Source organism: Pseudoclavibacter chungangensis (genome assembly GCF_013410545.1).
GTDB lineage: Bacteria > Actinomycetota > Actinomycetes > Actinomycetales > Microbacteriaceae > Pseudoclavibacter > Pseudoclavibacter chungangensis.
Genome location: NZ_JACCFV010000001.1, coordinates 1,346,736 through 1,367,686, shown reverse-complemented (window position 1 = coordinate 1,367,686; position 20,951 = coordinate 1,346,736). Strand labels below are relative to the sequence as shown.

Here is a 20,951-nt window from a genome sequence, read left to right as displayed (position 1 = left end):
ATCTGCTGTGATGGTGTCATGGTTCGTTACCGGGAACGGGTCTGGCCCTCCGTATGGTTCTTCGTCGCCGGAGCCCTCGTCATCCCCGCCGTCATCCTCGTGTTCACCCCGATCAATCGCACGGTCGGGGCCATGATCGCGATCGCACTGTACGTGCTGGTCGTGGCCGCGCTCGTCGCGTCCTCGCCGGTCGTCGAGGTCTCCGATCGGATCCTGCGGGTCGGGAGCGCACGCATGCCGCTCGCGGTCACGGGCGATGTGACGGCCTACACGACTCGCGCCGACGCGCGACGGGCAGCGGGCCCCGGCCTCGACGCGCGAGCGTGGCTCTGTCTACGCGGATGGGCCGGCACGTCCGCGCGCGTCGACGTCGCCGATCCGCACGACCCGGTCCCCTACTGGCTGTTCTCGACGCGTCACCCCGAGCGGCTCCGCGACGCGATCGTCGCCGGACGCGCCGAACCCCGCGCGGAGTGAACAACGGACCCGCCCCGGGGCGGGTCCGTTCGTCGGTCGGCGTCGGCGCAGCGTGGGTCAGTGCGAGGCGCAGTCGAGGCAGATCGGTCCGAGCTTGGTCTGCTCGGCCATCTGCGAGCGGTGCATCACGAGGAAGCACTCGACACACGTGAACTCGTCCGCCTGCGGCGGAATGACGACTGTCTCGAGCTCGACGTCGGCGAGGTCCGCGGCCGACAGATCGAAGCTGCCGGGGTTGTCCGCGTCCTCCGCGTCGACGGCACCGGACATCCGGTCGGGGACACGCTCCTTCAGCGCCTCGATCGACTCAGCGTCGTCGTCGGTCTTCCGCGGGGCGTCGTAATCAGTTGCCATGCCATCCAACTCTCTCCACGAAGGGGGTTCCCTTCGGCGCGGACATTTTGCACGACCCTCGAACGATTCGCAAAACGATTCCCGTGCGCCCGGAGCGAACGCACGTGAAGCGGTTCCACGGCGCGCGGGAATCGCTTCCGGGAACGCGGTGTCGAACGTGCGAAGCTGTGCGCGTCACGGACACGTCACGAGCAGGACCAGGTGAACGAACATGCACGAACTGAGGTTCATCGGCATCGACGACGACGCCCTGATCGTCACCGCCGATTCCGGCGAACAGTTCAGACTTCGCGTCGATGACGCGCTCCGCGACGCCCTCCGCCCGAAGGCGCGCCCGCGGGCCGAAGCACCGAAAGTGCCGCCGCGCGAGATCCAGCAGCTCATCCGCGCCGGCAAGACCGCCGAGGAGGTCGTCGCGATCACGGGAGCCGACCCGGCGGACGTCGAGCGGTTCGAGGGCCCTGTTCGCGCAGAACGTGACTACATCGTGACCCAGGCGAGGGCCGTCGCGGTTCGCGTGCACCCCGACATCGACCCGCTCGACCAGGACGACGCGACGTTCGGCTCGGCACTCGACGAACGACTCGAATCACTCGAGGCGCAGGGCGTTCGCTGGGACGCGTGGAAGGACCCGGAGGCCGGCTGGCGAGTGTCGCTCGAGTTCGTCGTGGACGAGATCGAGCGCGACGCGCTCTGGTCGTTCGACCCGAAGGCGCATGCGCTCGGTCCCCTCAACGCCTCCGCCGTGACGCTCTCACAGCAGGGCGAGCTCTCGTCGCTGCAGGCTCCGCGCCTCCGCGCGGTCGACGCCCGGCGCGACGACGCGGACGACGTCGACGACGAGGCATCGCCGTCGGCACCGCTCTCCCGCGCCGACGAGTCCCGTGGTGCGGGTTGGCTCGGTCCTGCCGTCAGCAGCATCGGTCACGCTCCTCGCGACGAGTCGCGCGCGCAGCGCGACGAGACGGCGGATCTGCTCGAGGCGCTCCGGCGTCGTCGTGGCGAGCGGGACCCGCAGCGCTTCGCGCCCTACGACGACGAGTTCGACGAGGACGACGAGCCGACGCCCGATCCGACGCACCGCACCTCCCCCGTCGCCCCGCTTCGGCCGATCGCCGTGACGACACCCGCCGATCCCCGCGACGCCGAGGACGACACCGTCGACACGCTCACCCCGACGACGGCCGCTCCCGACTCCGCCGAGGACGACGCCCCGTCGGCGCCGGAACCGGCGCCGCGCAGCGAACGGACCACCGAGCGTGTCGTTGACGTGCCGCTCGCCGGCCTCGAGTCCGATACGACACCCGAACCCGGGCGCTCGTCGCGCCAGGACGCGACCGGCCCCCTGGGTCGGAAGCGCGGCGGACGGGCAGCGATGCCGAGCTGGGACGAGATCGTCTTCGGGACACGCAGCGACGACGATCGCTGACGCACGGCGTCAGACGCGTGCGAACGCGCCCTTCCTGATGAGGGGGACGATCGTCTCCTCGGGCGTGATGGACCCGTGTTGCCCGATCATGAGTCGTGCACGATCGGGGACACCCGGCGGGTAGTACGTCACGAGCTTCGTCGCCGCGACGACGACGTCACCGACTCGCGATGCCGCGGCGGGCGTCACGAGTGCGGGGTCACCGTACCAGCCCGAGGCGATCGCCTCCTCGCGCAGGAGGACGGTCGCGCGCTTGCCCTCCGACTCCCGCCACCGCTCGGCGAGCGCGTGCGCCGCGCGCGACGCCGGGTCCGCCGACGCATCGTCGTCGAGCGCGAGGTGACGCAGGCGCGGCTCGCCCGCGACCGCGACGACGCCGTCGAGCAGCGGCGAGTCCTCGTCGACGAGGATCTGACGTTCGGGCGGGATGTCGAGCATTCCGTGGTCGGCGGTCACGAGCAGCCCGACGTCACGCGGGAGTCCCGCGACGAGGTCCCCAACGGCCGCGTCGAGTTCCTCGAGTCGGATGAGCCACTCGTCGGACTCCCATCCGTACCGGTGCCCCGCCTGGTCGAGCTCGGCGACGTAGCAGTACACGAGGCGCGGCTGCCCCGCCGCGACGAGGTCGAGGGTCGCCTCCACCCGATCGGCCATGGACTCACCGACGACGTACGTCGCGCCACGGAGCGATGCCCGCGTGAGGCCCGAGTCGGTGTAGTCGGACTGTGCGACGACGTAGGGCTCGGGGCCGCCGGCCGCGGCCAGGCGTTCGAAAACCGTGGGCGCCGGCTGCCAGTGTGCGGGCTCCATGCCGTCGACGTCCCAGCCGTGCAGCTGGTTGCGCACGATGCCCGCTGCGCGGTCGTACACCGTGTAGCCGACGAGCCCGTGCACGCCGGCGGGCGCCGCCGTCGTGAGGCTCGTCGTGCCCGCGACCGTCGTCGAGGGGAACGAGAACGCGGTGTCGCGCTTCGCCCAGCCCGACATGATGTGGCGGGCATGACCCGCACGTCGACGGAGCATCGAGGCACCGAGCCCGTCCACGAGCAGCACCACCGCTGACCTCGCGGCGGGGAGCGCGAGCGGCCCCTCCACGCCCTGGAGCGCATCGAGACAATTCGGCAACACGTCGGCGAGCGTCGGGCGACCGCTCGCGCCACTCAATAACATGGTCGGCATCGTTCCCAGTCTTCCACAGGGAACTTCGATCCGACTCGCACGACAGGTCCCATGAGCCGCACCCCCGCTGAACCAGATCACACCCCCGTCGGACGCATCGAGGAGGTCGACGTCTCGCAGGAGATGTCGACGTCGTTCCTCGAGTACGCGTACTCGGTGATCTACTCCAGGGCCCTGCCCGACGCCCGGGACGGCCTCAAGCCCGTGCAGCGACGCATCCTGTTCCAGATGCGCGAGATGGGGCTGCGGCCGGATCGCGGGCACGTGAAGTCGGCGCGCGTCGTCGGCGACGTCATGGGCAAGCTGCACCCGCACGGCGACACGGCGATCTACGACGCGCTCGTGCGCATGGCCCAGTCGTTCGTGCAGCGGCTCGCGACCGTCGACGGCCACGGCAACTTCGGCTCGCTCGACGACGGGCCCGCGGCGCCGAGGTACACCGAGGCGCGACTCGCCGAAGCCGCGATGGCCATGACCGACGACCTCGACGAGGACGTCGTCGAGTTCGTCCCGAACTACGACAACTCGATCATGCAACCCGAGGTGCTGCCCGCCGCGTGGCCGCACCTGCTCGTCAACGGTGCGAGCGGTATCGCCGTGGGCATGGCCACGAACATGGCACCCCACAACCTCGGCGAGGTGATCGCCGGCGCCCGCCACCTCCTCGACCACCCCGAGGCGACGCTCGAGGAGATCATGGCGTTCGTCCCCGGGCCCGATCTGCCGACGGGCGGCACGATCGTCGGGCTCGACGGCGTGCGCGACGCGTACGCGACCGGCCGCGGATCGTTCCGGACGCGCGCGACGACGTCCATCGAGCGGGTCACGGCCCGCAAGAGCGGCATCGTCGTCACCGAACTGCCCTACATGGTCGGTCCCGAGAAGGTCATCGAGAAGATCAAGCAGGGGGTGCAGTCGAAGAAGCTCGCGGGCATCGCCGACGTCGCGGATCTGACGGACCGCAAACACGGCATGCGCCTCGTGATCGAGATCAAGACGGGCTTCGCCCCCGAGGCCGTCCTCGAGCAGCTCTACCGCCACACGCCGCTCGAGGACACGTTCCACATCAACAACGTCGCGCTCGTCGACGGCGGGCCGCAGACGCTCGGCCTCCTGGAGCTGCTGCGCGTCTACCTCGGTCACCGCGTGTCCGTCGTCCGCCGCCGCAGCGAGTACCGGCTCGCACGTCGACGCGAACGCCTGCACCTCGTCGAGGGCCTGCTCATCGCGATCCTCGACATCGACGAGGTCATCCAGGTCATCCGCACCTCGGACGACGCCGAGGCCGCACGAGCGCGCCTGCGACAGGTGTTCGATCTGTCCGAGCCCCAGGCCGAGTACATCCTCGAGCTCCGGCTCCGGCGCCTCACGAAGTTCTCCCGCCTCGAACTCGAGGCCGAGGCCGACGAGCTGCGTCGGGAGATCGCGACGCTCGAGGCCCTGCTCGCCGACGAGGCGCGCCTGCGCGCACAGGTGAGCGCCGAGCTCGCCGAGGTCTCGGAACGGTTCGCGACGCCCCGCCGCACGCTCCTCACCGAGGGCGGCACCGCGGTGACCGCATCACGTCGCGCGGGCCCGACCGATCCGGAGGCGCTGCAGGAGGCGGACGCGCCGACGCGCGTCCTGCTGTCGGCGACCGGCCGGATCCTTCGCGTCGACGTCAAACCGGACGCCCCGCTGCCGCGACCGGCCCGGCGGTCGAAGCACGATGCGATCGTCTCGGAGGTCCGCACGAGCGTCCGCGCCGAGATCGGCGCGATCACGAACCGCGGACGGCTCCTCCTCGTTCCCGTCGTCGCGCTCCCCGTGGCGCCTGCGGCCTCCGTCCAGCTCTCGGCGGGCGTGAAGGCGAGCGACTACGTGGGACTCACCGACCGCACCGAGCGCGTCGTGGCGGTCGTGGCACTCGACGATCCGGCCCCGGTCGCGATCGGGACGCGCCTCGGCGTCGTCAAGCGGGTCGCCGTCGGCGACCCCGGCAAGCATCGCGAGTTCGAGGTCATCGCACTCAAGCAGGGCGACGAGGTGGTCGGCGCCGGGCCGGCCGGCGACGGCGACGAGCTCGTGTTCGTCACGAGCGACGCCCAGTTGCTGCACTTCGCGGGCTCGGCCGTCAGGCCGCAGGGACGCCAGGCCGCGGGCATGGCCGGCATCAAGCTCACCGGCGACGCGAGCGTCGCGCGCTTCGTCGTGCTGCCCGCCGACGATGTGGAGCGCGCCGAGGTCGTGACCGTCGCCGAATCCTCCGCCGACGCGAGCGACCCGGGCAGTGCCAAGGTCTCCGACTTCGCGGAGTTCCCGGCGAAGGGGCGCGCGACGGGCGGGGTCCGCGCACAGCGCTTCGTGCGCGGCGAGGACCGCCTGCGTGACGCGTGGGTCGGTCCCGACCCGCGTGCGCTCGGCGCCGACGGGGCGACCCGCCCGCTGCCGGACGGTGGTGCGCGCCGCGACGGCTCGGGCATCCCCGTCGATCGCGTGATCGGCGCACTCGGTGGTCCGATCGGCGACGCACCCGCGCAGGACGCATGACGGACGGGGAGGGAGCCACGCCGTCGGCACCGTCGGCGGCGACCGAACCGAGCGATCGGATCCCGTTCGGCTCGGTCCCGCGCCCCGCGACCGGCGACGCGTTCGTCGCACGCATCAGGGACGTCCTCGCCGAGGAGCTCCCCGAAGGTGCGACGTTCGACGCGGACGGGCGTGCCGCACTCGACGGCCCGGAAGGGATCGACCTCGAACTCGGGATCCGCGAGCTGCGGGTGCCCGTCGACCTCGGCGCACTCCTCGACGAGGAGCCCCCGGCACCGGCCGCTCCGCAGGAGCGGGGCGATCGCCACACCGAGCCGCACATCGTGACGCGCACACCGGCCACGCTCCGGCACGCTCGATTCGACGTGCCGGGTGCCGAGATCGCCGGGGTCCCGTTCGACGCGACGCTCGACGTGTCGCTCGTCGAGTTCGAGTGGTCCGAGACGGCGGACGGGGCGCTCGTCCTCGACCGGATCCGCCCCGGTGCGGACGACCGGTTCGAGGTGCGCCTCCGTGCGGGTGCTCCGTTCGCCGCACTCGTGGAGCTGCTCCGCGAGGTGGCCGAACTCGTGTGCGCGCGCATGCGACTCCGGCTGCGCGCATTCGATGTCGACGTGACTCAGACGTCCCCGACGCGCTTCGACGCGACCGTCCATGCGCGCGTGGGTCGCGGTCCGCTCTCGCTCGGTGCCCGTGTCGCCGTGTCGGCCCGCCTCGAGGGACCGCCGTACGCGCTCCACGTCGATCGACTGCGCATCACGAGCGCGAACCCGGTCGTCGCCGTCCCCCTCCTCGTGCTGCGTTCGAGGATCGCGCAGCTCGCACCGCGAACCATCCCGCTCGACGCCGCCGCGACACCCGAGGGACACGCGGACCCGGACGTCCGGTTCACGGAGCTCGACGTGCGGCTCGGTGAGCGGATCGAGGTGCGCGCGGCGCTCCGACGGGCACCCCGGTGACGGCACCGCCCGTCGCCCGGGCGGAACGACCGGACGTGGGAACTACTCGACGACCTCGATGACCTGCTCGGGCTCCGGGTCGCCGTCGCGTCGGACGAGCTCGCTCACTCCCGAGATGATCTCGTCGGGCCGGAACGGGTACCGTTCCACCTCGTCGCGCGTCGCGATTCCGGACAGGACGAGCACCGTGTGCAGGCCCGCCTCCATGCCCGCGACGATGTCGGTGTCCATCCGGTCGCCGATCATGGCGGTGTTGTGCGAGTGGGCGCCGATCTTGTTGAGCGCGGAGCGGAACATCATGGGATTCGGCTTGCCGACGACGTACGGCTCCCGGCCGGTCGCCTTCGTGATGAGCGCGGCGATCGCACCCGTCGCGGGCATGGGGCCGTGCGTGCTCGGCCCCGTCGCGTCGGGGTTCGTCACGATGAAGCGGGCACCGTGGTCGATGAGCCGGATCGCCTTCGTGATCGCCTCGAACGAGTAGTTGCGCGTCTCCCCCACGACGACGAAGTCGGGGTCCGACTCCGTCATGATGAAGCCCGCCTCGTGGAGCGCGGTCAGAAGACCGGCCTCGCCGACGACGAATGCGCTGCCGCCCGACACCTGCTGGCGCAGGAAGTCGGCCGTCGCGAGTGCGCTCGTCCAGATCGCCCGCTCGGGGACGTCGAGGCCGCTCGACCGCAGGCGGGCCGCGAGATCGCGAGCCGTGAAGATCGAGTTGTTCGTGAGCACGAGAAAGGGCGTGTCGTCCCGCTGCCACTGCTCGAGCAGCTCGGCCGCACCCGGCAGAGCGTGTTCCTCCTTGACGAGGACGCCGTCCATGTCGGTCAGCCAGCATTCAACGTGATCGCGGATCGCCATGGGTCGAGGCTACCGCGCGGCGATGACCGTTCACATATCGATGAGTTGCGGGGTGATGTCCTTGGAGCCGTCGATGATGAACTCCTTGCGGGGTGCGACCTCGGTGCCCATGAGCAGGTTGAACATCTGCTCGGCGGCGGCCGCGTCGCTGATCGACACGCGTCGCAGGAGTCGGGCGCTCGGGTCCATCGTCGTCGTCCAGAGCTGGTCCTCGTCCATCTCGCCGAGTCCCTTGTAGCGCTGGATGGGGTCCTGGTAGCGCTTGTTCTGCTTGCGGAGCTTCGCGAGGAGCGTCTGCAGCTCGGTCTCGGAGTACGTGTAGATCGTCTCGTTCGGCTTCGAGCCGGGGTTGATGACGACGACTCGGTGCAGGGGCGGCACGGCCGCGTAGACGCGACCGTCGTCGAGCAGCGGACGCATGTACCGGAAGATGAGGGTCAGGAGGAGCGTTCGGATGTGCGCGCCGTCGACATCGGCGTCGCTCATGAGGATGACCTTGCCGTAGCGCGCCGCCCCCAGGTCGAAGGACCGCCCGGACCCCGCACCGATCACCTGGATGATGCTCGCGCACTCGGCGTTGCCGAGCATGTCACTGATCGACGCCTTCTGGACGTTGAGGATCTTGCCGCGGATGGGCAGGAGCGCCTGGTAGTCGCTGTTGCGCGCGGGCTTCGCCGTGCCGAGCGCCGAGTCGCCCTCGACGATGAACAGCTCCGAGCGCGCCACGTCGTTCGATCGGCAGTCGACGAGCTTCGTCGGCAGCGACGAGTTCTCGAGCGCGTTCTTGCGTCGCTGCGTCTCCTTGTGGGCTCGGGCCGAGATGCGCGACTTCATCTCCGAGACGACCTTGTCGAGCAGGAGCGAGGCCTCGGCCTTGTCCTGCCGGCTCGTGGAGGCGAACTTCGCGGTGAGCCCCTTCGTGAGTTCGCGGGCGACGATCGCGCGGACGGGCGGCGTACCGAGCACCTCCTTCGTCTGCCCCTCGAACTGCGGTTCCGGCAGCCGCACCGTGACGACGACGGTCAGACCGGCGAGCACGTCGTCCTTCTCGAGCTTGTCGTTGCCGACCTTGAGGCGTCGGGCATTGCGCTCGACCTCGGCCCGGAAGAACTTCAGCAGGCCCTGCTCGAAGCCCGTCACGTGGGTGCCGCCCTTGGGCGTCGCGATGATGTTCACGAACGAGCGCAGCGTCGTGTCGTAGCCGACTCCCCAGCGCATCGCGATATCGACGTGCATCGTGCGCTTCACGTCGGTCGAGACCATGTGGCCGTGTTCGTCGAGGACGGGCACGGTCTCCTCGTACGTCCCCTCCCCCTGGATGCGCCATGTGTCGGTCGAGGGGGCATCGGGCGCGAGGTACTCCGCGAACTCCGTGATGCCGCCGTCGTAGCGGAACGACTGCACCTCGGGTGCCGCGTCGTCGCTGCGACCGTCCTCGATCACCATGTCGAGTCCGGGCACGAGGAACGCGGTCTGCCGGGCGCGGGCGGCCAGCTCGTCGGCCTTGAACTCGGCACCGCGGATGAAGATCTGCGGATCGGCCCAGTAGCGCACGCGTGTACCCGTGACGCCCTTCGCGACCTTGCCGACGACGCGCAACTCGGAGTGTTCCGTGTAGGGCGTGAAGGGGGCGTCGGGCCGGGGACCGTCGGCACCGTCCTCGAAGTGGCCCGGCTCACCGCGCCGGAAGCTCATCGCGTACGTGCGCCCACCGCGGTCGACCTCGACGTCGAGCCGCTCCGAGAGCGCGTTCACGACGGACGCACCGACGCCGTGCAGACCACCGGCCGCACCGTAGTTGTCGGCACCGAACTTGCCGCCGGCGTGGAGCTTCGTGAACACGACCTCGACACCGCTGAGGCCGGTCTTCGGCTCGATGTCGACGGGCACACCGCGCCCGCGGTCCGAGACCGTGACCGAACCGTCGGGGTGCAGGTGCACGCCGATCCGGTCGCCGTGCCCGCCGAGCGCCTCGTCGACGGAGTTGTCGATGATCTCCCACAGGCAGTGCATGAGGCCACGCGAGTCGGTCGAGCCGATGTACATGCCCGGCCGTTTCCGGACCGCCTCGAGCCCGTCGAGCACCGAGAGGTGCCGGGCCGAGTAGGCGTCGGGTGTCGGTTGGGCCATGGTGCTCCTCGCTGTCCGCATCGCCGCTCGTCGCGTCGTGCGCCCTGCCGAGGCTAGTCGGAGCGCGGTCGATGCGCTCGCCGACACCCCGCCTGATAGCCTGGCCCGCACTCAGGAAGGGGACGTGTGAACGCACCTGTCTCCGCGCCGGCAACCGTCCGGCGCGTCGCCGTCATCCATCGTGGAGCGGTGCTCCGCAACATCGCATCGCTCGGCCTCGAACCCGGCGATCCCGTCGACCTGCGCGCCGGCGCCTACGGCCACGGCGCCGGGCGGATCGCGGACGTCCTCGGAGTATCGGGTACCCGCACCGCCTACGTCTCCACGCCGCACGACGCCGACGAGGTCCGCCGCTCCGGCCTCGACCCGGTCATCGCGGAGCCCGGTGACCCGAGGCCCGATGCGGCCGTCGGCCCCGCCCTGCTCGGGCTCACGGATCGTTCCCTGTCACCCGCACTGCGCCTCGCCGCCGAGGTGCTCGCCGTCAAGACGCTCGCCGCGGGCGAAGGCGTGTCCTACGGCTTCAGCTATCGCACGACTGCGGCGACGAACCTCGCGCTCGTCGGCATCGGCTACGCCCACGGTGCCGTCCGACGGGCCACGAACCGCTCCCCCGTGCTCGTCGGGGGCGTGACGGGCACGATCTCGGGCGCGATCTCGATGGACCAGTTCTCGGTCGACGTCCACGGCGCCGACGTCGAGGTCGGCAGCGACGCCGTGCTCTTCGGCGATCCGGCCCGCGGTGAGCCGCACGTGCTCGACTGGGCGGGAACGACGGGGATCGCCGCTGCCGCGATCTGCGCACGCATCGCCCCCACCGTCGAGCGGATCCTCGCGTGAGCGCGGCCGGGCGCGCTGTGGCGCGCATCTCGGAGCAGGCACTGCGGCACAACGTCGCGCAGCTCTCGGGGCTCGTCGCGCCCGCCGCGACCATGCTCGCCGTCAAGTCCGACGCCTACGGGCACGGGCTCCTCTCGTGCGTCCGGACGGGACTCGAATCCGGTGCGAGCTGGCTCGGTGTGCTCGAGATCGGCACGGGACTCGCGCTCCGCGCGGCAGGCGTCGACGCGCCGATGTTCGCGTGGATGCACGGGCGCGACGCCGACTTCCGCAGCGCGGTCGAACAGCGCATCGATCTCGGTGCCGCCTTCATCGCGCACCTCGACGGCGCCGCGGAGGGTGCTCGCTCGGCCGGCGACGCGGGGCCGGCGCGCGTCCATCTCAAGATCGACACGGGCCTCCACCGCTCGGGCGCGAACCCCGAGGACTGGCCCACGCTCGTCGAGCACGCCCTCGAACTCCAGCGGGCCGGACTCGTCCGCATCGTGGGCGCGTGGAGTCACCTGAGCGACACCTCGCACGAGGCCGACCTCGAGGCGCTCGCACGATTCGAGGCCGCGGTCGCCGTCGCGCGCGATCTCGGTGCCGAGTTCGAGCTGTTGCACCTCGCCGCGTCGTCCGCGGCGATCGACCTCCCCGCGGCACGCTTCGACCTCGTGCGATTCGGGATCGCGGCCTACGGCATCTCCCCGTTCCACGACCGCTCGGGACGCGATCTCGGACTCGTGCCGGTCATGTCCCTGCGCGCGCCCGTGACGCACCTCGACGGCGCCCGCGCCACGATCGCGATCGGTTACGGCGACGGACTCCAGTCGCTCGCCGGTGCCGAACGCGAGGTGCTGCTCGGGGGCCGCCGTCAGCCGATCGTGCACGTCGGTGTCGACGAATCCGTCGTCGAGCTCTCCGGTGCACGCATCACCGTCGGCGACGAGGCGATCGTCTTCGGCACCGGTGACGACGGCGAGCCGACGGCCGAGGAGTGGGCCGCCTGGAACGACACCGTCCCGGACGAGCTCGTGACCGGCGTCACCACGCGGGTGCCACGCGTCGTCGTCTGAGTCGCACCCCGTGCACACGTGACGCGGGGGGGGGCCCGGTGCAGTGCACCGGGCCCCTCCCGCGTTCGCGCCGACGACTACTCGGCGACGCCGACGCGCCGCATGAGCGCCTCGCGGGAACCCCGCGCGAAGTGGTCGATCCGATCGAGGCGACCGCCCGCCGAGGGCCGCTGCAGGTGTGCGCCCGCGTCCTGCCGTTGCACGGCGATCGTGAGCAGTCGGTCGGCGAGGCCGGGGTTCATGGCGAGTGCCGTCCCGTGCAGGTGCGTGCCGAACAGCGAGCCCGCGACGACCCCCTCGAGACCGAGATCGGGCTGTTCGATCCCGCCGTTGCCGAAGCCCTTGACGACTTCACCGAGCGAGGCGGCGCCGTCCTCGAGCTGCGTGATCGAGTTCTGGTTGACGTAGCCCGCGAGCAGGCCGCCGCGCGTGCGGAGCACCGTCTCCCCCACTGCCTGCACGTTCTGCCGGACCGCGCGGGTCGGGAACACCCCGGCGCCCTGGAGCACGCGGCCGTCCTCGGTCGTGATCGAGCGACCGAGCACCTCCCACCCCGCGGCGATCGCGAGGAACGGAACGCCGTCGGCCGCCCAGGCGCGGAGGGTTCCGCCGAGCCGCACGGCGTCCGGCAGCACGAGTTCGACGGAGGACAGCGGGCCCGAGCCGATGTGCACGAGGTCGGCCGACGCGGGCAGTTCGTCGCCGCGACCGACGTCGACGACCTCGGTCGCGATGCCGTACTCGCGAGCCCGCTCGACGAGCGCGGTCACGTTGCCGACGTCACCGTTGATGCCGAGTTCGCGCGGGAAGAGGTGGACGATACGGAGCGTCACGAGTTGACCTTCCCCTCGATGCCGGGTGCGCCGAGTCGGCGCCTGATGTTCATCATCTGCTCGTAGTTCACGATCATGAGCTTGCGTCCCCGCGAGGGGCGCGGCAGGGCGAGGAACTGGTCGAGCGCGGCGCCGGTCGACGGTTCGACCGCCCGCACGTCGATGCCCGCGTACTCGAGCACCGTCGCGACCTGCCACGCCTTCGTTCCCGTCACGACGTCCGCGTGGTCGAGCCTGGAGAGGTCGATGCCGTACATCCACGAGGGGTCGGGGGTGCCCTCGTCGACCGCGACGAGCACCTGCTCGGGCACCTCGTCGAGTGCGTCGAGGTTCATCTGCAGGCTCGGCGGGTTCTTCATCATGACGATCTCGATCTCCTCGTCACCGTTGCGCAGCAGCTCGCCGCGCCCGAAGACGGTCTCCGTGACGGCGAGCGCATCGCGCGCCGTGTTCGCACGGAAGTCGACGCCGAGGATCTGGACCGCCGTCGCGACGGCCCCCGCGGCATCGATCGCGTAGTGCAGCCCACGGGCCGGCAGCCGGAAGTCGTGCACCTCGCTGCCGATCCGCAGTCGCGCGCCGCCGTCGACGAGTGCGACGACCTCGACCGTGCGGTCATCGACGGGAACGAGCGGCGCACCACCAGAGAGGTCCTCGACGTTCGAGAGTCCGTTGGGCGAGGCGTCGATGAGCGCCGCGTCGACACCGAACCAACCGATCGGTGCGCGCACACCCGTCGCGAGTCCACGCAGCGAGTCGTCGTCGGCGTTGAGCACGACGAAATCACCGCAGGCGTCGGCGATCGTCGCGAGGAATCCCGCGACCCGGGCCGGGTCGAAGAAGCGATTGAGCTGATCCACCTGCACGTTGAGCAGGAGGACGCCGCGCGGATGCAGGTGCGGGATGAGCTGTGGCCCGAACGCCTCGTCGACCTCGAGCACGGCGATATCCGCCTTCAGCCGGCCGTCCGGCCCCACGTCGGGCAGCATCGACGACGCGATGCCCTGCGGCAGGTTGCCGCCGGACGAGTTCGTGAAGACGGTGAGGCCGTGCGCGCGCAGGATCTTCGTGACGAAGTGCGTCGTCGTCGATTTCCCGTTCGAGCCGGAGACGAAGATCACACCGAGCGGGAGCCCGGCGACCGCGTTCGACAGGAAGCCCGGGTCGATCGCGAGCGCGACCCGACCGGGAACCGCCGATCCTCCGCCGCGAAGTCGCATGGCCGCTCGGGCGCCTCGCCCGAGCCCCGTCGCGACCGATCGTCTGATGCCGTCGAATCCGGCCACCGTCACGCACCTCTCACGCACCCGACGGGTGCGGTTCGTCTCCGGCACCGAACTCGCGGTGCCCCTCTCGCGTCGCACGCGACGTCAACGCCCCGAGCGATGTGCGCCGGCCGCCGCGCGGGTCGCACGCCGTGCGCACGGTGCTCAAGTATCGCACGGTCGATTCCGGCGGGTCACTCGCCGGGGCGGCCGTCGACGCGCGCACCGACGGGAACCGGTTCGTTCGCGGCTCGGGCCTCGCCCCGACCGGTACGCGTCCAGCGAAACCCGGCCACCGTGCACCGCTCCCGAGCCGCGGGCACCTACGATGGTGTCACCACCAGACCCAACGAGGAGGCAGCATGAACGACACCATGTCCTACGGGGCAGTCGCTGCGACCGACAGCAGGACGCCGCTCACGTCGCTCGACCGCTGCGACGCCTGCGGCGCGCAGGCGTACGTGCGGGTCCGACTCGATGTCGGCGAGTTCCTGTTCTGCGCCCACCACGCGACGAAGCACAGCGACAAGCTGCGCCCTCAGGCCATCGACTGGTACGACGAGACGTCGAAGCTCCGCGCCGCGGACGCCCGCACGCACCAGCCCGCGGACGACTGATCCGTCGGCGGGGCCGATCGGGCGATACCGTTCGGTTCCCACGACACACGACGACGGCGGGGTCCGAGAGGACCCCGCCGTCGTCGTGTGTCACCGGGCCACGGGCCCGGCTGACGTCACTCCAGGTAGTCGCGCAGCGACTGCGAACGCGAGGGGTGGCGGAGCTTCGCCATCGTCTTCGACTCGATCTGGCGGATGCGCTCTCGCGTGACACCGAACGTGTCACCGATCTGATCGAGGGTCTTCGGCATGCCGTCGCCGAGGCCGAAGCGCATGCGGATGACGCCCGCCTCGCGCTCCGAGAGCGAGTCGAGCAGCGACTCGAGCTGACGCTGCAGCATCGTGAAGCTCACGGCGTCGGCCGGGACGACCGCCTCCGTGTCCTCGATGAGGTCACCGAACTCGCTGTCGCCGTCCTCGCCGAGCGGGGTGTGCAGCGAGATCGGTTCGCGACCGTACTTCTGCACCTCGACGACCTTCTCGGGCGTCATGTCGAGCTCCTGCGCGAGCTCCTCGGGCGTCGGCTCGCGCCCGAGGTCCTGCAGCATCTGCCGCTGCACGCGCGCGAGCTTGTTGATGACCTCGACCATGTGGACGGGGATGCGGATCGTGCGCGCCTGATCGGCCATCGCACGCGTGATCGCCTGGCGGATCCACCACGTCGCGTAGGTCGAGAACTTGAAGCCCTTCGTGTAGTCGAACTTCTCGACCGCACGGATGAGGCCCAGGTTCCCCTCCTGGATGAGGTCGAGGAACTGCATGCCACGACCCGTGTAGCGCTTCGCGAGGCTCACGACGAGACGGAGGTTCGCGCCGAGCAGGTGGCTCTTGGCGCGCTCACCGTCGCGGACGATCCACTTGAGCTCGCGCTCGAGCTTCTTGTCGGTGACCTCGGTGTTCTTGAGCTTGTCCTCCGCGAAGAGCCCGGCCTCGATGCGCATCGCGAGGTCGACCTCCTGCTCGGCGTTGAGGAGCGGGACCTTTCCGATCTGCTTCAGGTAGTCCTTCACGGGGTCGGCGGTCGCACCCGTGATGACGCCCGAGTAGACGGGGGTCTCGTCCTCGTCGTCCGTCGCCTTGAGGACGATGGCGCCCGCCGCGCGAGCGGCCTCGGCCGCGGCTCCGGCGGCGATGACGTCGTTCGTGTCGTCCGTCGAGCTCTCGGCGTCGTCGTCCTTGTCGTCGTCGCCGTCCGACTCGTCGGTCTCGGCGTCGCCGTCGGTGGCCGCGTCGTCCTCGACGGCCTCGGTGTCGACCTCGTCGTCCTCGGGGACCTGCTCGTCCTCGGGCTTGGCCGCCGACTTGCGGCCCCGGGCCGTGGCCTTCGCCGCCGTCTTGGTACCGGCCGACTTCGCGGTGGCGGTCTTGGCGGTGGTGCCGCTCGACTTCGACGCTGCGGTCTTCGTGCCGCTCGAACCGGCGGTTGCGCGCTTCGTGGTCGTCTTGGGAGCGGCCTTCGAGCGCGTCGTCGTCTTCTTCGCCGCAGGCTTACGGGCGGCGGTGCCGGCAGACGTCGTCTGCTCGGCCTCCGCGGTCTCGACCGCGGGCGTTGCGCGTGTTGGCATGGTGTACCCCTTCGCATGGAGCTGCGAGCATAAGGAAGGCCCATGTCAAGCCCTGGGAGGGGCATGATGGGTCCGAGGATCCAGTATGTCACGGTTCTGCGTGATCCGCTCGATCGCGCTTGCGCCGTGAGCGTATTCGTACTAATGCGTGGGCCTACTCCGGCGCGCTGTCGTGCCCGGAACGGCCCTTCCCGCCACGCCGCCACGCACGGACGAGCGCAACCCAGAGCGGATCGACGACGATGCCCTCTTCCTCTCCCAGCCGTCGGCGCGCTTTCCGTCGGACGATCACGATCGCGGCCATGCCGACGACCATGACGGCGGGCACGACCCAGAACGCACCGCGATAGGCGTCCAGGGGCTCGAGCCCGCCGCGGGAGCCGAGGTCGAGGAGGAGGCCGATGAGGAACATGCTCGTGAACGTCGCGGTGAAGCCGCCGACGTTGACGAAGCCGGAGGCCGAGCCGAAGCTCGAGGCGGGGTTCGCAGTGCGCGCGAAGTCGAACCCGATGGTGGACCCGACCCCGCAGGCGCCCATCAGCACGAGGAGCACGACGACCGCCCAGAACGGGGGTGAGCCCGGCCAGACGAGGAACGCGACCCACCCGACGAGCATGATGGCCGCGAGCAGCAGCACGACGTTCGATCGGCGCAACGGGAATCGCGCGGTCACGATCCCGATGAGTGGCCCTGCGACCATGCCCGCGACGACGATGACCGGGAGCAGTGCGGACGCCGTGAGTGGTTCCATGCCGAGCCCCGTGACGAGCAACGGGTAGCCCCAGAGGAGCTGGAACACGGTCATGGGGAACTGCGTCGTGAAGTGCGTCCAGAATCCCAGCCGCGTGCCGGGCCTCGCGAGCGCGCCACGCAGCACCCGGAACGCTTCGGCGAACGCGACGGGACGTGCCGTCGATCGTGCCGCCGGGGAGTCGCGGAGGAGGATCAGGACCGCGACAAGGACGATGACGCTGAGGCTCGCGATCGAGCAGAACGCGGGAACCCAGCCCACCGTGCCGAGGAGTGCCGCGAACGGGACGGCCGAGAGGACCTGGCCGAGTTGGCCGAGCGAGCCGTACCACTGCGTCATGATCGGCACGCGTTTCGACGGGAACCATGCCGCGATGAGGCGGAGGCCCGACACGTAGGTGGTGGCGTCGCCCGCCCCGACGAGCATGCGTCCCGCGACGGCACCGCCGAGATCGGGCGCGAGCGCGACCGCCGTCTGCCCGACCGCCATGAGTCCGGCACCGATCGCGATGAGCTTCGTCGGTCCGAAGCGATCGAGCAGCATGCCCACGGGAACCTGGAGTCCCGCGTACACGACGAGCTGGGCGACGGCGAGCGTCGACAGCGCGGTCGCGCTCGCCTCGAACCGTTCTGCGGCGAGCACGCCGACGACACCGAGCGACGAACGCTGGGCGACCGCCACGAGGTACGCGCCACTCGTCACGGCGATGATCGCGTACGCGGAACTGCTCTTCACCCGTCCATGATGCCAGCGCCGCGCACCCCGACCGGACGGAGGTCAGGCGTCGTCGTCGGGGCGTGTCGCGAGGAATCGCTCGAGTTCGCCCGCGATCTCCTCCGCGTCGGGGAGTTCCCCCTCCGACGCCGCGAGCCGGGAACCGTCGGGAAGGTCCTCGAGATACGCGTCGTGCTGCTGCTCGAGCGCCGCGATGAGCGTCACGACCTCGTCGTTCCCCGCGATCTGCTCGTCGACACCACGACGGAACTCGCGCTCGGCGTCGCGGAGCCCGTCCGTCGCGAGCACGATGCCCGTCGCTTCGGTGAGCGCCTCGAGCAGCGCGACGGCGCCACCGGGGACGGGCACCTCGGCGACGTAGTGCGGGACGAGTGCCACGAGACCGAGCACGGGGTGACCGTCGCGGGCGAGCGCGAAGGCGAGCTGGTGGACGGCGAGGGCCGGCGCCTGCGTGTGCGGCGTCCACACGGCGAGTCGCTCGACGAGATCGGCGCGGTTCCCCACGGCACTCAATCGGATCGGGCGCGTGTGCGGAACGGGCATCGCGACCGACTGCACCCACGTCGTCGACGCGATGTCGAACTCGGCGACGAGATCGCGGAGGACGTCGGTGAAGGCGCGCCACCGGAAGTCGGGTTCGAAGCCCGCGAGCAGGAGGAACGGTTGGCCGAGAGCGTCGTGACGCAACGAGAGCACGAGGCCCGGCGTCTCGAGCGCGACCATGCGGCCCCCGTCGACCTCGACGACCGGCCGACGCGCACGATAGTCGAACAGTTCGTCCGGATCGAACGTCGCGACGACGACCTCCGGTTCGTCCTCCGGGTCGTGATCCGCACCGGCCGCCTCGACGACCTGCGCGACCGCCGAGCCCGGGTCCCGGAATCCGGCGAGCGCGATGAGCAGCGGGAGCCCCTTCGGGACCTCCGCCCATGCGGCACCCTCTCGAACGAAACCGACGTCGACCATGCCTCCGATCGTATTGGGCGGTCCTCCGCACCCGCCCCACGTCGCACGAGCCCTCCGTCGGTCGCACGATGCGGACGCGTCACACGGTGACGCAGGATGGCCGCATGCCAGCCGAGGAGTCACGCACACACGGCGAGGACCGACCACCGAACCCGACGGCCGATGCCCGGGCCGCACGGGGCCGCCGCGGCGCCCTCGGCGCGCCGGGTCGTGGTGTGCGCCAGCGAGCCCTCCGGGGCCCTCCCCGCCGACCTCGATCTCGTGTTCGGCCCCCTTCTCTCCGCACGCCGCCTCGTGCTCGCGTACGGGGGCGTCGCACTGCTGTATCCGCTCATGGCGATCGCGTTCGCCGCCGGGGTGTTCGCCCTGTCCGGCGAGGCCGGGGTCTCGGATCTCGTCGGCGACGTCGCATTCGTCGTCGCGGTGTCGGTGCTCGCACTGGTCCTCCTCGTCGCGTTCGTCGGCACGGTGGTCACGGGGCTCCGACGGTGGCGGCGACGACCCGAACTCGTGGACGTCCGCGCCGCGTACACGCGGCTGGACGTCCCGGCGCACGCCGAACCGGCGGTCGTGATCGAGGCGCGACCGCTCCCGTCGCCCGAGCGCCCCGCCGCACTCCGTGCGCTCGTCCTCGCGGTCCGGGCCGGCGGCGAGACGATCGTGTCCGCCCGCATCGGCCCGAACCTCCGGAGCCGACGCAACGTCGACCTCCCCACGCCCGGGACGCCGGTCCTCCTGCGGCGATTCCCCCACGCGTGGATCGTCATCGGACTCCCGCCCGTCGAGCGCACGCAGGACGGACACGGCGCCGTAGGCTGATGCGGTGCGCATGCCCCGATTCGAAACCACCGAAACCCTGTTCGCCCCGGACACCGTCACCGCCGTCGGCGTGAGAGAGACCGAGGACGGCGTCGAGGTCCTCGGCGACGACGCCCTCGACCCCGTCCGCCCCCTCGTCGGCCCCCTCCGGGTGAGCGGCGCCCGCGGCCGCGTCTCCCGGGGCACCGTGCAGATCGACGACGCGATCGCCCCCGTCCTCTTCGTCGGGCTCGGCGACGAGGCGTCGGCCGCGTCCTGGCGCGAGGCCGCCGGCTCGCTCGCCAGGTCCTGCAGCGACGACGGCGCCGTCGTCCTCGCCCTGCCGTCCACGACGGCCGACATCGTCGAAGCGGCCGCACTCGGGTTCGCCCTCGGCCTCTATCGCTTCGACACCTATCGCACGGGACGCTCCGAGGAGGACACGCACCCGCAGGACGTCCCCGGCCTCGCGATCCACGGGCTCGACGCCGACGAGGCGGAGAACGTGTTCGGCCGCGTCCGCTCGATCGCCTCGGCGGTCTGGCTCGCGCGTGATCTCGTCAACACGCCGCCCAACGATCTCTCCCCGGACGCGCTCGCGACGGCGGCGGAAACGAGTGCTCGCGCGGTCGGCATCGACGTGACGTCGCTCGGGGTGGAGGCGCTCGAACGGGACGGTTTCGGCGGGATCCTCGCCGTCGGCCGCGGTTCGGTGCGTCCGCCGCGGTTCGTCCGGCTCGCATGGTCGCCCGAGCACGCCGTCGCTCGGATCGCGCTCGTCGGCAAGGGCATCACGTTCGACAGCGGTGGCCTCTCGCTCAAGCCGCCGACCTCGATGGTCGGTATGAAGTCCGACATGTCGGGCGCCGCCATCGCGCTCGCGGTCGTCACGACGATCGCCTCGCTCGGGGTCCCGGTCGCGGTCACGGGGTACCTGTGCCTCGCCGAGAACATGCCCTCGGGTTCGGCGACGCGACCCGACGACATCATCACGATCCGCGGCGGGACGACCGTCGAGGTGACGAACACGGATGCCGAGGGGCGCCTCGTGCTCGCCGACGGCATCGTCACCGCGAGCGAGGAGCAACCGGACGCGATCATCGACATCGCGACGCTCACGGGTGCCCAGGTCGTCGCGCTCGGCGAACGGACGACCGGTGTCGTCGGCAACGACGACGCCTGGACGCAGCGCGTCCTCGACGCCGCGGCAGCCGTCGGTGAACCGGCGTGGCCGATGCCGATCCCCGAGGAACTCGAATCGGTCCTGGCCTCGGACGTGGCCGACCTCAAGAACGCGAAGCCCGGTCACCGTGCCGCCGGCATGCTCGTCGCCGCATGGTTCCTGAGCCGCTTCGTCGGTGATCGTGCGGACGGGAGCGGCCCCATCCCGTGGGTGCACCTGGACATCGCCGGCCCGTCGATGAACTCGGGGTCCGCGTACGGGGTCACCCCCAAGGGGGCGACGGGCGTCATGGTGCGCACCCTCGTCGCGGCCATCGAGTCGCTCGTGCCGCGCGACTGACTCGCTCGACCGTCCCCGCGACAGCCGTCAGGTAGTAGGCTGGGCGAACGCGTACGCGTGCGTTTCGGCGTGCCCACTCCGCA

18 protein-coding genes are annotated in these 20,951 nt (G+C 70.9%); 9 read left to right on the top strand and 9 right to left on the bottom strand.

The features are described from left to right. The first annotated feature begins 18 nt into the window (after positions 1–18). Positions 19–477, top strand: coding sequence for a DUF3093 domain-containing protein (locus tag HNR16_RS06130; RefSeq protein WP_158040956.1), 459 nt, complete (start codon positions 19–21; stop codon positions 475–477). Positions 478–534: 57 nt separating this feature from the next. Here the strand turns inward: HNR16_RS06130 and HNR16_RS06125 are convergent, their stop codons facing one another. Then, entirely contained in the window at positions 535–831 is a 297-nt protein-coding gene (locus HNR16_RS06125; protein WP_158040955.1) for a DUF4193 domain-containing protein, read from the bottom strand. A 211-nt stretch (positions 832–1,042) separates the two neighbouring features. Between HNR16_RS06125 and sepH the strand changes: the two genes are divergently transcribed. Further along, entirely contained in the window at positions 1,043–2,260 is a 1,218-nt protein-coding gene (gene sepH, locus HNR16_RS06120; RefSeq protein WP_158040954.1) for a septation protein SepH, read from the top strand. Between the two features lie 9 nt (positions 2,261–2,269). Here the strand turns inward: sepH and HNR16_RS06115 are convergent, their stop codons facing one another. After that, a complete protein-coding gene (locus HNR16_RS06115; protein WP_225737894.1) occupies positions 2,270–3,430 on the bottom strand; it encodes an alkaline phosphatase family protein in 1,161 nt (386 codons plus the stop codon). A gap of 60 nt (positions 3,431–3,490) precedes the next feature. Here HNR16_RS06115 and HNR16_RS06110 point away from each other — a divergent pair, with 60 nt between their 5' ends. Further along, positions 3,491–5,968, top strand: coding sequence for a DNA gyrase/topoisomerase IV subunit A (locus HNR16_RS06110; protein WP_158040952.1), 2,478 nt, complete (start codon positions 3,491–3,493; stop codon positions 5,966–5,968). Beyond that, entirely contained in the window at positions 5,965–6,927 is a 963-nt protein-coding gene (locus HNR16_RS06105; RefSeq protein WP_158040951.1) for a hypothetical protein, read from the top strand. Before HNR16_RS06110 ends, HNR16_RS06105 begins: the two co-directional genes overlap by 4 nt. A gap of 42 nt (positions 6,928–6,969) precedes the next feature. Here the strand turns inward: HNR16_RS06105 and HNR16_RS06100 are convergent, their stop codons facing one another. Next, the gene (locus tag HNR16_RS06100; RefSeq protein ID WP_158040950.1) at positions 6,970–7,788 is read right to left on the bottom strand and encodes an HAD-IIA family hydrolase; all 819 of its coding nucleotides are present in this window, start codon (positions 7,786–7,788) and stop codon (positions 6,970–6,972) included. Between the two features lie 30 nt (positions 7,789–7,818). Continuing rightward, positions 7,819–9,918: a DNA gyrase/topoisomerase IV subunit B gene (locus tag HNR16_RS06095; RefSeq protein ID WP_158040949.1), complete on the bottom strand. Its 2,100-nt coding sequence runs from the start codon at positions 9,916–9,918 to the stop codon at positions 7,819–7,821. Between the two features lie 189 nt (positions 9,919–10,107). Between HNR16_RS06095 and HNR16_RS18770 the strand changes: the two genes are divergently transcribed. Both HNR16_RS18770 and HNR16_RS06085 read left to right on the top strand, forming a co-directional pair. Further along, positions 10,108–10,758 carry an alanine racemase C-terminal domain-containing protein gene (locus HNR16_RS18770; protein WP_179558131.1) on the top strand — a complete coding sequence of 217 codons (651 nt, stop codon included), beginning with the start codon at positions 10,108–10,110 and terminating at the stop codon, positions 10,756–10,758. Beyond that, positions 10,755–11,816 (top strand): alanine racemase, encoded by a 1,062-nt coding sequence (locus HNR16_RS06085; RefSeq protein WP_225737893.1) that lies wholly within the window; start codon positions 10,755–10,757, stop codon positions 11,814–11,816. The genes HNR16_RS18770 and HNR16_RS06085 overlap by 4 nt, the downstream gene beginning before the upstream one ends. A 77-nt stretch (positions 11,817–11,893) precedes the next feature. Here HNR16_RS06085 and HNR16_RS06080 read toward each other — a convergent pair whose 3' ends face one another. Further along, a complete protein-coding gene (locus HNR16_RS06080; protein WP_158040947.1) occupies positions 11,894–12,649 on the bottom strand; it encodes a type 1 glutamine amidotransferase in 756 nt (251 codons plus the stop codon). Next, positions 12,646–13,935: a Mur ligase family protein gene (locus tag HNR16_RS06075; RefSeq protein WP_225737892.1), complete on the bottom strand. Its 1,290-nt coding sequence runs from the start codon at positions 13,933–13,935 to the stop codon at positions 12,646–12,648. The genes HNR16_RS06080 and HNR16_RS06075 overlap by 4 nt, the downstream gene beginning before the upstream one ends. 341 nt (positions 13,936–14,276) lie before the next feature. Between HNR16_RS06075 and HNR16_RS06070 the strand changes: the two genes are divergently transcribed. Beyond that, positions 14,277–14,531 carry a DUF7455 domain-containing protein gene (locus tag HNR16_RS06070; protein ID WP_225737891.1) on the top strand — a complete coding sequence of 85 codons (255 nt, stop codon included), beginning with the start codon at positions 14,277–14,279 and terminating at the stop codon, positions 14,529–14,531. A gap of 116 nt (positions 14,532–14,647) precedes the next feature. Here HNR16_RS06070 and HNR16_RS06065 read toward each other — a convergent pair whose 3' ends face one another. The 3 genes from HNR16_RS06065 to HNR16_RS06055 all read right to left on the bottom strand — a co-directional run bounded on the left by HNR16_RS06065 (position 14,648) and on the right by HNR16_RS06055 (position 18,548). Further along, complete coding sequence (locus tag HNR16_RS06065) at positions 14,648–16,096, bottom strand: RNA polymerase sigma factor (protein ID WP_158040946.1); 1,449 nt, start codon at positions 16,094–16,096, stop codon at positions 14,648–14,650. A 154-nt stretch (positions 16,097–16,250) separates the two neighbouring features. After that, the gene (locus HNR16_RS06060; protein ID WP_158040945.1) at positions 16,251–17,582 is read right to left on the bottom strand and encodes an MFS transporter; all 1,332 of its coding nucleotides are present in this window, start codon (positions 17,580–17,582) and stop codon (positions 16,251–16,253) included. A 42-nt stretch (positions 17,583–17,624) separates the two neighbouring features. Next, positions 17,625–18,548: a proteasome assembly chaperone family protein gene (locus HNR16_RS06055; RefSeq protein WP_158040944.1), complete on the bottom strand. Its 924-nt coding sequence runs from the start codon at positions 18,546–18,548 to the stop codon at positions 17,625–17,627. 162 nt (positions 18,549–18,710) lie between these two features. On the opposite strand from HNR16_RS06055, the gene HNR16_RS06050 reads away from it, so the two are divergent. Both HNR16_RS06050 and HNR16_RS06045 read left to right on the top strand, forming a co-directional pair. Beyond that, complete coding sequence (locus HNR16_RS06050) at positions 18,711–19,367, top strand: hypothetical protein (protein WP_158040943.1); 657 nt, start codon at positions 18,711–18,713, stop codon at positions 19,365–19,367. Positions 19,368–19,377: 10 nt separating this feature from the next. Next, positions 19,378–20,868 (top strand): leucyl aminopeptidase, encoded by a 1,491-nt coding sequence (locus HNR16_RS06045; protein ID WP_158040942.1) that lies wholly within the window; start codon positions 19,378–19,380, stop codon positions 20,866–20,868. The last annotated feature ends 83 nt before the right edge of the window (positions 20,869–20,951 follow it).

Coding starts and splice junctions, on each gene's coding strand:
- HNR16_RS06130 (WP_158040956.1), top strand. CDS start 19: ATGGTTCGTTACCGGGAACGGGTCTGGCCCTCCGTATGGTTCTTCGTC.
- HNR16_RS06125 (WP_158040955.1), bottom strand. CDS start 831: ATGGCAACTGATTACGACGCCCCGCGGAAGACCGACGACGACGCTGAG.
- sepH (WP_158040954.1), top strand. CDS start 1,043: ATGCACGAACTGAGGTTCATCGGCATCGACGACGACGCCCTGATCGTC.
- HNR16_RS06115 (WP_225737894.1), bottom strand. CDS start 3,430: ATGTTATTGAGTGGCGCGAGCGGTCGCCCGACGCTCGCCGACGTGTTG.
- HNR16_RS06110 (WP_158040952.1), top strand. CDS start 3,491: ATGAGCCGCACCCCCGCTGAACCAGATCACACCCCCGTCGGACGCATC.
- HNR16_RS06105 (WP_158040951.1), top strand. CDS start 5,965: ATGACGGACGGGGAGGGAGCCACGCCGTCGGCACCGTCGGCGGCGACC.
- HNR16_RS06100 (WP_158040950.1), bottom strand. CDS start 7,788: ATGGCGATCCGCGATCACGTTGAATGCTGGCTGACCGACATGGACGGC.
- HNR16_RS06095 (WP_158040949.1), bottom strand. CDS start 9,918: ATGGCCCAACCGACACCCGACGCCTACTCGGCCCGGCACCTCTCGGTG.
- HNR16_RS06070 (WP_225737891.1), top strand. CDS start 14,277: ATGAACGACACCATGTCCTACGGGGCAGTCGCTGCGACCGACAGCAGG.
- HNR16_RS06065 (WP_158040946.1), bottom strand. CDS start 16,096: ATGCCAACACGCGCAACGCCCGCGGTCGAGACCGCGGAGGCCGAGCAG.
- HNR16_RS06055 (WP_158040944.1), bottom strand. CDS start 18,548: ATGGTCGACGTCGGTTTCGTTCGAGAGGGTGCCGCATGGGCGGAGGTC.
- HNR16_RS06050 (WP_158040943.1), top strand. CDS start 18,711: ATGCCCGGGCCGCACGGGGCCGCCGCGGCGCCCTCGGCGCGCCGGGTC.
- HNR16_RS06045 (WP_158040942.1), top strand. CDS start 19,378: ATGCCCCGATTCGAAACCACCGAAACCCTGTTCGCCCCGGACACCGTC.